Source organism: Candidatus Nitrosocosmicus franklandus (assembly GCF_900696045.1).
GTDB classification, from domain to species: Archaea; Thermoproteota; Nitrososphaeria; order Nitrososphaerales; family Nitrososphaeraceae; genus Nitrosocosmicus; species Nitrosocosmicus franklandus_A.
Window position 1 is genome coordinate 1045324 of sequence record NZ_LR216287.1, and the last position, 13231, is coordinate 1058554.

12 protein-coding genes are annotated in these 13231 nt (G+C 34.8%); 5 read left to right on the forward strand and 7 right to left on the reverse strand.

What is annotated here, in order from left to right:
- Positions 1-8: 8 nt before the first annotated feature.
- Positions 9-1811: a hypothetical protein gene (locus NFRAN_RS04875; RefSeq protein WP_134483434.1), complete on the reverse strand. Its 1803-nt coding sequence runs from the start codon at positions 1809-1811 to the stop codon at positions 9-11.
- Positions 1812-2127: 316 nt separating this feature from the next.
- Between NFRAN_RS04875 and NFRAN_RS13665 the strand changes: the two genes are divergently transcribed.
- Positions 2128-2292: a hypothetical protein gene (locus NFRAN_RS13665; protein WP_172602132.1), complete on the forward strand. Its 165-nt coding sequence runs from the start codon at positions 2128-2130 to the stop codon at positions 2290-2292.
- Positions 2293-3275: 983 nt separating this feature from the next.
- Positions 3276-3470, forward strand: coding sequence for a DUF1059 domain-containing protein (locus tag NFRAN_RS04880; protein WP_134483436.1), 195 nt, complete (start codon positions 3276-3278; stop codon positions 3468-3470).
- A 219-nt stretch (positions 3471-3689) separates the two neighbouring features.
- Here the strand turns inward: NFRAN_RS04880 and NFRAN_RS04885 are convergent, their stop codons facing one another.
- From NFRAN_RS04885 to NFRAN_RS04910, 6 genes are all read right to left on the reverse strand, one after another.
- Complete coding sequence (locus tag NFRAN_RS04885; protein WP_134483438.1) at positions 3690-4061, reverse strand: cupin domain-containing protein; 372 nt, start codon at positions 4059-4061, stop codon at positions 3690-3692.
- Between the two features lie 239 nt (positions 4062-4300).
- Positions 4301-4954, reverse strand: a complete 654-nt coding sequence (locus NFRAN_RS14220; protein WP_232037937.1) for a DM13 domain-containing protein — start codon at positions 4952-4954, stop codon at positions 4301-4303.
- Between the two features lie 192 nt (positions 4955-5146).
- A complete protein-coding gene (locus NFRAN_RS04895; RefSeq protein WP_232037938.1) occupies positions 5147-6484 on the reverse strand; it encodes a thioredoxin family protein in 1338 nt (445 codons plus the stop codon).
- 34 nt (positions 6485-6518) lie between these two features.
- The gene (locus NFRAN_RS04900; protein WP_232037939.1) at positions 6519-7352 is read right to left on the reverse strand and encodes a cytochrome c biogenesis CcdA family protein; all 834 of its coding nucleotides are present in this window, start codon (positions 7350-7352) and stop codon (positions 6519-6521) included.
- Between the two features lie 279 nt (positions 7353-7631).
- Positions 7632-7907, reverse strand: a complete 276-nt coding sequence (locus NFRAN_RS04905) for a hypothetical protein (protein ID WP_134483440.1) — start codon at positions 7905-7907, stop codon at positions 7632-7634.
- Between the two features lie 93 nt (positions 7908-8000).
- A complete protein-coding gene (locus NFRAN_RS04910; RefSeq protein ID WP_232037940.1) occupies positions 8001-8417 on the reverse strand; it encodes an ArsR/SmtB family transcription factor in 417 nt (138 codons plus the stop codon).
- A 260-nt stretch (positions 8418-8677) separates the two neighbouring features.
- On the opposite strand from NFRAN_RS04910, the gene NFRAN_RS04915 reads away from it, so the two are divergent.
- From NFRAN_RS04915 to NFRAN_RS04925, 3 genes are all read left to right on the forward strand, one after another.
- Complete coding sequence (locus NFRAN_RS04915) at positions 8678-9556, forward strand: class I SAM-dependent methyltransferase (RefSeq protein WP_134483442.1); 879 nt, start codon at positions 8678-8680, stop codon at positions 9554-9556.
- A 229-nt stretch (positions 9557-9785) separates the two neighbouring features.
- On the forward strand, positions 9786-11297 hold the full coding sequence (locus tag NFRAN_RS04920) for a PQQ-dependent sugar dehydrogenase (protein ID WP_134483444.1): 1512 nt from the start codon (positions 9786-9788) through the stop codon (positions 11295-11297).
- A 283-nt stretch (positions 11298-11580) separates the two neighbouring features.
- A complete protein-coding gene (locus NFRAN_RS04925; RefSeq protein ID WP_197731126.1) occupies positions 11581-12807 on the forward strand; it encodes a virginiamycin B lyase family protein in 1227 nt (408 codons plus the stop codon).
- Positions 12808-13231: the final 424 nt, after the last annotated feature.

Sequence of the window (13231 nt, forward strand, 5' to 3'; positions counted from 1 at the left end):
TTTCATCATCATTTAATTTCTAGATCCACTATTCTTGAAACAGTAATTTCTTTACCATACTTAGCGCTAACCGTTAAAGTGTAGTTTCCTGGAGTTGAATCCGGAGTTGGACTCACATTTAGCGTTGTCTTTAACTGTGGTGATGGCCCGATTTCACCTGATGGCTTATTTTTGACAGGTATCGAGTCTTGACTGAAGCTACTTGTTAGATTGTCTAATTTGCCGCTCTTAGTGATTGATGATGTTACATCCGTTGTTATATACACTGTATCGTTGATATCATTTGTAGAAGTAGTATCGTTACTATTGGTTATAGTCGAATTGATAACCTTACCAAAGTTTACCGGATTCTCGTAAATATAAATGTCTATAGAATCGCTCTTGTTGTTTTTACTGTCTAATATTATCTTATCCTTTGAAATCTCTAATGTTATTGGTATCTGATCTAGTCTATCTTTCGTAATTACACCTAGTTTATTTTCAGTCCATTCAGTAAACCAAATTGACCCGTTGTTATCAAACGTAAATCTAAGAGGATTTGAAGAATTTACCCACAAGGGGTTTTGAGATGGAATATAATATTCCACTAGTGTTTTATTCATAGGATCAAAAGATGCGATAGCGTTACCATAATGTTCGTTAAACCATATTTTTCCATCTCTATACTCGTTATAGTATGGCAATGTCGTCAAATTACCAGTAGCAGAAGGATTGGAAGTAGCATATTGTTTTATCTCCCCTGTATTCGGATTTAATGAGAAGAAAAGATTTGTAATATGGTTGTTAGCCCAAAGAAGTCCTTTTTCGTCCTCAGCAATACTGAATGGAACACTATGGGTATAGGTCACATCATGAATGGTTAGTGCTTGTGCTGTCACATCATATCCAATAATATGTCCTCCTTCGGGAAAGATGGCAGTTGAAAACCATAGCGTCTCGTTTTTCTCAGTAGGAGAAGGATTAGTAGTATCAGTGTCATTATAATTGTCATTGGTATTAGTATTACTAAAGCCAAAACCATTCGATATTGGTCCCATAGTTTGAAAGTCAATTTGTCGTGACATATCTAATTCTGAAATACCCTCTGTTGTATTGGTTATCACCTTGGAAGGCTCAATAAATCCAAGTCTATTGCCAAAAAATTGGGTAAACCATACGTTGCCATTAGAATCAAAAGTAATTGATTGTGGATATCCCCCTTCTTCTAATAATCTGTAATTTTCAAACTTTTCTTCTTTTACAAAATACTTCCAAATAGAATTACTGAGTTCATCTGTAAACCACAGATCACCATTTCTATCAAATTTCATATTCCATATCATAGAGCCCATGATTCTAGTTTGTTCTGGCCAATTTGGTATTTTTATAATATCATCAAATTCTGATGTTGTGGTATTAAATACCAACAAACTACCCAGTTTTCCAGAGGCGATCCAGATATTATTATCCTTATCTACAGCAAGACCCACAGGCTGACTACACTGAACAGGAATAACAAATTCTGTAACATACAGATTAGAATTCGTAGCATTATTTCCACAAAATCTCATTTTATCCTCAGAAGACATCGTCGCATTTGTAGATGCTTCGTGGTGCATTTCTGACATATGTTCTGAATGAGATGTTTGAGTCGTGGGTGTTGTTGCGTAGGCAAATAACGGATCAATTATGGCTTGCGAACTGTTATAAATAGAGAAATTAATTAATCCAAATGTTACTACACCACAAATAATAAATACTACTACAATAGCAAATTTCGTCAAAATCATTATACTTGAAAGACTGTCTTCAACATTAATATTTATTCTCATGTAACTCTAGAATACAAGGAAAGGTGATCAGTACAAAATGCTCACCTGTAGAAGAGATACTAGTTGGAAGAAGATTCCTAATGATTCTTTAATACACCGATGTAGGCTAAAATCAATTCACCTAACTATAAAGGTCCTATAAAACTAGCGCCATGATAAGTCAAGTTAGAGAATTCCAAATTCTGTCAGACTAAGATTAAGATACGAGCCACTACCTTTCTGATTGATCACTATGAGAAAAAAGGATTTTTATCAAGAATGAGTCTTTGTTTGTAAAGTCTAAATCTTATAATAACTCGAATTTCCATATAGTAATTTGATTCAAGATAGGAAATATACAAAGAAAAAGCAAGAGGTATTAAAATTCATAAAAAAACACAAGGGAGTAGATCATTCGTCTATCTTAAATGAAGTGAATGTTGATTATGATACTTTAATGAAGATCATCTCTGACTTGCGCAGAGAAGGGCATTTAGATTAAGGCTAAAAGAATAGACCTTCAATATCGTCAGAGAAAAATGAATTTTGATAATTCAATAATCTAGTGAAAATAATTGAATCAATTCACTAAAATTTTAAAAGAATGACAGTTTAAATGAAACAAACTATATTAGAATTAAGATCAAAGTAATTGTATAAAGAACGCAATTGGTCAGGAAAATTTCAGGTTTTGAATCTTTCTAAACGTTACTATCAAGAAACAAAATAAATCTTAAACATTTAGAAATTGAGTATCGATTCCTATGAATGTTCCTTCTGATGCCTCCGGCCTACAGAGTCCACGTAGTAAATTTGATTTTGTATGCATTGAATTTGGGTTTGCTCGAGTCAATTACACTAATTCCGGCCCAAATAGATACTGTTAATCGTAGTAGTATCGTATGAACATAATAAATTTAAGCCAAATGCATTGACATCTAGACAAGGTCATGATCCCAAACATAGAACACTAGATATCAAATATTTTTATCGATACATTGATGAATCATACTACATTTACCTACAAACAGCAAATCACTATCTCATAGGGCATAAAGATATGGATAATTCCCAAATAGATTATAAGCAGATGGAGTCATGATATAAATTTGAGATAGTTATGGCACTAACTTTTGGTTATCAACAACAGTGGATCTTGGTACCTGACTAAATAAATCAAGATATTCCTTTCTTAAGGTTTTATAGGCGCTTAAAAAAAATTTAGATTACGAAATTTAATCCTCGGTCCTGAAAAGAAAAATGGAGAAGACAATACTAGCTGACGATTAGTTGTGGAATAAGATGAGGATTATTTAGGTACAAGTTGATAACATCAATATTTAGTACTCATAATCAAGTATACAATTAAAATTTTGACAATAACCTTGAGAATATCAATAATAACAATACTAGCTATTACTCTATTTCTAACAAGAGAAGGAATTTGGAAGATATCCTTAATTCGAGGTAAAATACTTTCAGTATATGACACTTAGCATTAACTGCAAGGATGCGGGCGATCCTGTATGTACCCATACAATGTATGGAGAAACAGAAGAAGAGCTATTTGAAAATGCAAAGAAGCATGGGATAGAAGTTCACGGCTATACGGAAGAGTCGTTTAATGAAGAGATGTCCAAAAATCTAGAGCATTTTAGAAAAGCAATAAGAAGTACTTGAATTTTCTTAATCCCTTATTTTTTTGTTTACTCGAATTGTTTAGATTTGTATAAAAAACGTAATGACTAAATAGCGGTAAAAAACGTCCATTCTGTGATCTTATAATTTGATAACATTCTATTGTGATATATAAATAGATAGATAGATAGTAATTATATAGAAAATCGTCTAATAAATCTTAACGTTCCTTGACATAGTTATTTTGATACGAGATGTTTATTACTCATGCTTTTTCGCATAGTCCCCCATACCAGTAAAATCTATTGAAACACATGGCTCGTCTCCCACCACCCAAGCATCATGTCCTGGCGGTACTACTGCGGTATCTCCAGGTCCGCCTTCAATTTCAGTACCATCATCCATTCTGACCTTCATTCTTCCAGAAATAATGACCGATGTATGTGGAGCTTGGCAGCTATCTGTATTAACTAATGGTTTTACACACGTACTCCAACTCCATCCTGGTTCGAGTGTTGCTCTACCGATTATCACATTCCCCAGATTTACAATCTCTACTTTTCCTTTTTCAAATGTTCTTACTTCATCAGGAGATTCAAAACTTTTTGCCAAAATTTTTGTTGTTGTTGACATTTATTTTCAAATTTAGATTGTATTATTTTGATTATAAGCATTGTTCCAAATCCGGTCCAATTCTACTCCAAATTAATGAATAAAACCAAATAATTGAGTTCCATACTAGATTTCTAATAAAGTAACAAGAATTAGATCAAATCCTAATACGTCCCTCATGTCAAAAAGTAAGATAAGAAAAACAAAAATTTTGACTTGGCATATAATTTAATTGGTTATATTTTCTATTGGTTACATTTTTATTCCTGATGTTTGAGGTCGGCACTACCAAATAGAACTGAAAATGCCTTGCACCATATCAATACAGTATCGTATTTTGACAAGTCAGTCCCTAGTGGAATGTTGTAATTTTGATTTCCATTATTGGCTTTAAGTTTCCCAAGATTGACGAAATCGTGTGAGTTATTGTCAGTTGACAGGTACACATATAGATCGGGTCCGTTAGTTACCTTTAAATTCTCCAGTCTAAGGATACTTGCAGCATTCTCCTCAAGAGGTATTATTTTCGCTATACCTTCAGCATTATGAATTCCATCGTTAGCTCCTATAAACGATCCTGAAATTGATGAATAGTTTAGTTCAGATGAACCTGAAATCTCATCCATGGATTCATTAATGGCTATAATATTACCATTCTCTGAATTGGCATACTGACTCATCAATTCATTCTTCTGGAAGGTGTTCATATTTTGTGCGACTTTGACCCTCGCCTCTTCACTCATCACACTAAAATTTTCAAAAGAGACCAACGCCACAGAATTTGGAGGAAAGGGTTCATTTATTTCTGTAGATATAAACAATGGCGAAACTAGGTACACTGTTACCACAGACGCAATTAGGATTACAACAAGATATGAAATTTTTTTAAGTTTTTTGTTTCCCGTGTTTTTCACAAAAAGATAATTCTAATCAAAGGTTATAAGCAATTTTCCATATTATATCCAGATCTATTCCATGTGTAATGTTCTGATGATCCCTCTTTCTTTCTAAGATTCAACAAATGATTTTGAACGGTCACGATTCTTCAAAAAGTATTAAAAATATTTCGATAGATTCATGTACAGGTTAAAAAAATAGTTGGTGTTTTAGCCAAAGGTAAATGTATAGAGTTTGAACCCACTCCCTTCTATGTCGAGTATTATAGATCTTGGTTGATAGTCATCATAAAGACCAACATTATATAATCGCTGTTGGTCCACAATGACATTCCCGTTCTCATCTAGATCAAGAGCACGGTTTGTGCTGTCCATGTTTAGTCCCTTATATTCAACTATGTTGTTCTTTTCGGCACTCTCGCTATTGTTTTTGATACCGTTATCAATATCGGTTTTGTTATTGAATTCTTTGATACCCAATTTTTGTCCGTCACCCGATGCAACAATGTTAATCGACTTAGCATAGTACGTAAGGATGACTTTACCTTTATCACCGACCAGCTCCACATTATCAGCATTATTTTTCCAAGTTCCATCCAAATATACCAAATTCGGTATGAAAGAGCTGTTGCCACCACTACTTGTATCCAACTTATAAGATACATTCTTATTCGGTTGAAATCCCTCACTGTTTCCCAATGGGGATCTTGCATTTTGATATCCCAGGTAAATTTCTGGTGTCATATTTTGGCTAAAGTCTACATGTTTAAGTCTCTGCGAAATTGGCGATGCAGATTCGTTTGTCAACTTCCCTTTATCAAGATCAAATGAAATCTCAGTCTTGTTTTCTAAAGCGGCTTTTTCTGCAAGCAGCGTTTGTATTGTCTTTTCGGTTTCATTATATCCACCTTCTCCAATGTGATCTTCGCGGATATATCCTTGGGAATCTATTAGATAGTGTCTTGGCCAATAATTGTTTTTGTAAGCATTCCATGTCTTATGATCACTATCAAGGACTATAGGGTATTTAATTCCAAACTCGTTTACCGCATTCTGGACATTTTGAATGTTTTTCTCAAAGTCAAATTCTGGAGAATGCACACCCAAAATTACAAAACCCTGATCTCCGTATCTATCATACCATTCATTTAGATATGGGATAGTTCTAATACAATTTATGCATGTGTAAGTCCAAAAGTCAAACAGAACTACACTTCCTCGCAGATCTGCAAGTGTTATGGGTTTGCCGTTTTCAGTATTGATGTAGGCAGTAATCCCTTGTAGTTCAGGGGCAAGTGGGTAGTTACTTTTGTCAATCTCAGTAAAAGCGGTTTTGTTTAACTTTACTGTTATAATGTTTCCAGTCTTAGTAGACAGATTATCTACGGAATCTTCTAATTGTTTTTGTTGAAGATAACTTTGAGAAGGACTACTGAAATAATTAAAATAAATTCCAAACCCAACAATTAATGAAATGACAGCAACTGCTGTCAAGATTGCACTTAGATTATCTCTATTTAAGGACCTTGTGATTTTACCTTGCGTCAAAATATTATCAACCTCATTTTGCTCCTCTTTTTCATCAACTTACAATAAGCTGTTCTACGAAAGGGATGTTGACTACGAGTAAGGATAATTGATCAAAAAAGATCAGTATTCCAACTATTATCAATATGCTTCCCATAACTAGATTAAAGTATTTTAGATGTCTTGTTATTTTTCTTATTGCTCCAGTTGCACGTGAAAAAAATGCGCCAGTAATTAGAAAGGGAATTCCAAGGCCTAGAGAATAGGCAAGTAATAGGTTGTATGCAGTACCCGGATTTGTGGCTGCTAATGTAAAGGCGCTACCCAGTATGGGCCCTACACATGGGGTCCATCCCGCTGCAAAAGCAACTCCAAATACAAATGACGTTATATAACTAGTTTTGAACTTGGGAATTTTCGTGAATTTCTTTTCAATGTTGAGACGAGTAATCTTGAGAGAAAGAATAAGATAAGCTCCAAAAGCAGCAATAATGACTCCACCTACATATGATAAATATTGTTGAAAATCACTTCCGATTGAAGTGGCAAGAACGCTGTTTAGTACTACACCCAATACTGAAAAAACCAGGGAGAATCCCAAGACGAAGTAAATGGTATTAATGAAAATATTTATGCGAGCCTTTTTTGAAACGTAAATTAATTGATTACTAATACCATTTAGATTACTACTAGTTTCTTCACTATTACCCTGTATTCCATGTATCCCACCTTGATTGCCATCCCTACTATTATTATTATTCATAGTCTCTCTTATTGCGGAGCTGGAAAGGTAAGACAAAAATCCAGGTATGATTGGCAAAATGCATGGTGATAGAAAAGAACCAAGACCTGCAAGAGCTGAAATTAATATTCCCGTTTCTATTGCCAATCTAGTGTCACCACCTTCTCTTCTCTTTTTGCAAAGCGAGTTTTTGTACTATTAGTTACCAACGTTAAAGCAATAACACAAGTCAAAAAGCTTTTGTCCATAGAAACGCTAGTCATAATATGCATTAATAGTTATTTCCAGATCTATTCCAGATCTATTCCAAATGCTGAATTGAATTCCTTATTAAATAATGATTCAAGTGAAAATCAAAAGACGATACAAGTGGATCGTTTTTTCTAGCAGACAAGTAGTAAAATGGTTGAATGTTGAACTTGATATTTATTCAAGAGTTATCTTGAGAAATATGGCTAAGCCAGCCATCTCAGCAATGGAAATAGCGAGTAGATAGGGCACAAGAAGATCCGAAAATAACATCGACATGGTAATATACGAATAAACGGAAATTAGGCTGTTTATCATAAGCAAGCTACAAAAGAAGATCAAACCCAGGGTAAAGTTGGCTTTGCTGGTCTGATACATTCTAGCAAATGTATAGATCAAAGCACCTAACAACCCCAAATTTACCATATTAATAAGTGCGTTGACTGTCCCCATCCAAATATCCATTTTAACTATATCGCATCTAACTTCAAAGTAAGCATTTATTTACTTATTTCCATATTTGTTCCACATCTACACAAAACTTGTTTATTTCGTTTTTTTTGATTGGTGAATTTTATCTACTACTTCTCTGAATGCTCCCATGTTAACCTCTAAATAATTTGATATAAAATACAAAATACCATACTTTTCACCTTCTTTTGTAACTAAATTATTTTTTTCCAATACGTGCATATGATGCTGGATGGCTTTGTAATCGATTTTGATTATATCAGACAACTGATTGATATTGTATGGTTGCTCTATTAGCAATTCTATTATAGATATTCTATTCATTCCTCCTCTTGACCCAGCAAATAAGAACCAAAACAATTTCTTCGCATTAGGGTCAGTCATCATCCATCTATTTGTGTATCCAATTAATAGACAATCTAGATAATAAGTTTGACATGTTTTCTGTCTGGATCCAAGGACAGGTATTAAATCTACTAAAACTAGGATCATCCACCTAGTAATAAGGCCCCACATTCCAAGATTATAGTGAATTCGTTGATCCGCTCCTGCGTAATAGTGTATATCATCTATTCATTTACCATGATTCTTAGTAAATGTATGAGCATGTGGAGTAAATCAAACTCCTTGTAATGGAGTGGGTAAAAGCTATTTAGTGAGGAGGGATCGTTTCAAGGGATATCAAATAAGAGAATAAATTATCGCAAAATAGCAAAGGGTATAAAAATCAATGACTTGATAAACTCACTAATATGTCTAATTCAAAATCCGATCAAATTAAGCAAGCCCAACGTCAAAGTTGGGATAGTGTGGCTTTTGGATGGCAAAAATGGTGGAAAACGTTTGAAAACGGAGCACAAGTGGTAAGTGACAAGTTAGTTAGCCTTGGAGATGTAAAACCCGGCTCAAAGGTATTGGATATAGCAACAGGTATAGGCGAACCGGCTATTACCGCTGCTCATCGTGTTGGCAATGACGGTTATGTATTGGCTACAGATCTGTCACCCCAAATGCTGTACATAGCTAAAGAACGCGCCAAATCTCTAAAATTAGATAATAGAATGGAATTTAAAGAGGGAGACGCAGAAACAATTGTTTTAAACCCATCGGAATTTGATGTAGCTCTTTGTAGATGGGGATTGATGTTTCTTCCAAATCTGGATTTAGGACTCTCAAACATCCATAAATCCCTAGTAGAAGGCGGACGGTTTGCCACAGCAGTTTGGTCTACCCCCAATAAAGTACCACAACTCTCTATTCCCATGAATATAGCCAGACGTGAAACTAATGCTCCGGCTCCCCCACCAGGAACTCTAGGCCCTTTTAGTTTGGCCGACGATAAAATACTTTTCAGCGCTTTTGAAAAAGCTGGGTTCAGAAATATTCAGATAGAAAAAGTCAATGTAACTTTTCGATTTGATACAGCAGAAGACTTTACAAAATTCACTCAAGACATTGCAGCGCCTATCAACGTCCTATTGAAGGACGAGACTAAGGAGCGTACCGAACAAATATGGAATATGATAACACAAGAGGTTTCAAAATTTGCAACTATTAGTAACAACAGTATGGAGAAAAAAGGACTTGTGAGTATTGATAATGAAGCCATATGTATAGTTGGTACAAAGTAAATGGTAATTTATGGTAGTATCTATCACTCGAATTGATATGATCACTTATTAAATTATTTATTTCCTATTTGTATCAAGTAGCTTCAGGTCCAAATCATTAAAAAAGCCTATCCTAATTGATTGGTAACAGTTTTTAATCGTTGAGAATTGGCAAGGATAGATAGAATCCCAAGATTGATTTACAATATTTTTCCATATTAGTTATATTATTTCCTTGTTTTTCTATAACATGGTAAATTCTTATGATATATATCTCCAAGTGGACAAAAATTGGCCATGGATAGATAATGTAAGAAATGTTGTTCAAGTTGTAAATACGTATAATCCATCTATCTGTTTAGTCAGCAAATGGTTGAACAATAAAATCAAGACATATTTTCTATCTATAGCCCCTATCGAAAAATATATCTTATTTATGTTATGGGGTATACTTATAAACACAATGAGATTTAGAATTGATTTCAATAATAATGATGATACAAGGACACGCGATGAAAAATCAAATAGAATTTTTGTAATCTCGTTCGTTTTAGCTTTAGCATTTGGATTTCTCTACACACATCAGATCCCCATTGCGATATCACAGTCGGTTAATGATCAAAATTTGAATGTGGAAGTGTTTGTTGAGGGTTTAGATTCACCTACCAGCATGGCCTTTTTAGATAAAAATAGCATCCTGGTTTTAGAAAAGAATGGACAGGTAAGATTAGTTTCTAATGATCAATTGCAGCCCCAACCAGTTTTAGAGATACCTGTTGATTTCCAAAATGAAAGAGGGTTACTAGGTATTGCTGTACAAGAGAATACAGAAAGTGACAACAACTCAGGTCAAGCTAGTAATACAAAAAATATTTTTCTTTATTATACTGGAGTTGATCAAGACAGTGACGAATTAAAGAACCTAGTTTATAAATACACTTGGAATGGTCAAGCGCTAGAAAACCCGACACTCATGTTGGATCTTCCTGCGATACCAGGACCCAACCATGACGGTGGAAAATTGATGATTGGTCCAGATAATCATCTTTATGGTATCATAGGCGATCTGAATCATGATGGTATGTTACAAAACTTTCCTGATGGTCCTAACCCCGACGATTCTGGAATCATTTTTAGAATAAGCACTGTTGATGGATCCCCTCCGGCAGATAATCCCTTCTCCTCTGACCCTAATGATCCACGAAGCAAATACTTTGCATATGGTATTAGAAATTCATTTGGACTAACATTTGATCCAGTTACCAAGACTATCTGGGAGACTGAAAATGGACCAGCTTCTAATGACGAAATCAATATTGTCAACCCTGGTTTTAATAGCGGTTGGCAAACAATAATGGGCCCAATTTCGTCTTCCGGGAATACCGAAAGCGATTTGGTGTCCTTTGAAGGATCTCATTATGCCGATCCCGTATTGACATGGTTAGATCCTCCAGCTCTCACAGATATAGAATTTCTAAACTCCACTAGTTTGGGCGAATCTTATTACAACAATGTTTTTGTAAGTGATTATAACAACGGAAATCTGTATTATTTCGAAATGAATCCAGAGAGAAACGGATTCGTTCTTGATACTATTCCAGATCTGATTGTCGACAATGATGAGGAACAAGATTCAATAATTTTTGGCAGTGGTTTTGGAAGCATAACAGATCTAGTAACAGGTCCTGATGACGGATATCTGTACATATTATCATATGATAATGGGGTTATTTACAGGATTACACCAGCATCTGGAGTCTAATACTGCCGTACCGAATATCTATTTAGACATACGAAACGCTATATCAACCCCTCAATTTATTTCGAGTTGAATGCATATATTCGGCAGTAGTATATGCGCAAGCGTTAGATTTCTAACAATAAAATAGATCTAATAATACTCTAGCAAGGGACTTTAGTTTTTATTCATAATTCTTGAAAATATCACAGATCCTTAACTCGATAAAACAAGTTTAACTCAAAATCATTTTTTCGAAATCATCCTTTAAATAATTTCTTGTACACTACATGGATGTAATAGATGTATGTATATATATGATCATTTCAAATTAATCATCACTCTATTTCTTGTTGTATCTGGTATCAGTTTGGCGGGTACATCGTTATTAAAAAACACTCTACTTGGGTACGATGAGGAAATGCTGTTTAATTATAATTATAAATATAATAGCAACACAGACATCCAAAATAATCTCGAGCCCGATTCAGAGTTTAGAGATTTCATATACGTCTCATTATACTCTGAACTAGTATCAAATAGCCACAACTGTATTCCGAATTCGAATACTACTATAAGAGAAGCATACAATCAATGCATTACAATAAGAGAGTATCCAGTCCCTGAAGGTTCAAGGCCTCATGACGTAGCTCCTTCTACGTCAATGTCCTACACCAATAGCAATGTTTCAAAGAATCTGTTAAAGGATATTGTATGGTATACAGCACAATCTTCTAGCGAGCTTGGAAAGTTAAATACTACTACTGGAGAAACCTCACATATTTCTCTAGGAGAAGGGTCAGCTCCTCATGGTGTTATAGCAGGTCCTGATGGGGCAGCATGGATTACTGATGGAGGGCTAAATGCAATTGTTCGAGTAGATCCTCTTACAGAAAATATTACCATTTATACTCTCCCAGAAGGTGTTGGATATGCAAACCTTAATACTGCTACATTCGACAATAATGGAACTTTATGGTTTACAGGACAAAGTGGAATATACGGAAGACTGTTTCCATCCACAGGAACTATAGAAATTTTTAATGCACCAAGAGGACCAGGTCCTTATGGGATCACAACTACACCAAATGGATCAGTATACTATGCATCACTTGCGGGCAATTATATAGGACTCATAGATACAAGAACCGGGCAGGTAACAGTTTTGGAACCTCCTACACCAGATCAGGGAGCAAGAAGAGTATGGTCTGATTCTTATGGGAAAATTTGGATATCAGAATGGAATGCAGGTCAGTTAGGAATGTATAATCCGCAAACAGACCAATGGAAAGAATGGAAACTCGCAGGAAAGAATCCCAAACCATATGCAGTATACGTAGATTCAAAAGACATGGTATGGATAAGCGATTTTGGTTCGAACTCGATGTTTAGCTTCGATCCTCTAAATGAAACCTTCAGCAAATTTGAGATCCCCAGTCCACAAGCAAACGTAAGACAGATTCTTGGGATAGAGGGTCAAATCTGGGGAGCTGAATCCGGAACCGATCGCTTGTTGATTATAAAGACAAATTAATTACCTCCTTTGGTTGACTCTAAGGCATATAAATTTTGAAATGCAGGATATTATTTGTTGATATCATACCATAAAGAAGATCCCTAATAGTAACAACACCCACTTTTGGAATAGATGCGATACGATTGCATAGTAATGGTATGGTGAGCAAAGATTATTTATGAATCGAATCATGTTTAAGAATCCGTAATGCTCTCATCTATGAGAAAATCAAGAATACGAAGATGATTGGTATAATCTTGTATTTTGGTATTTATTGTATCCCACTATTACAATGTACAGTTATCGAGATCTATTGATAGGATTTGTGGAGGGGAAATACACAACCCTACTTGTAGAAAGTTTTAAGTAAATGCTATGGCCATGGAGATTCGAGTTTTCAATTAAACCGGAAGCATTTCCTGGCCTTCAAGATAGTAATTTA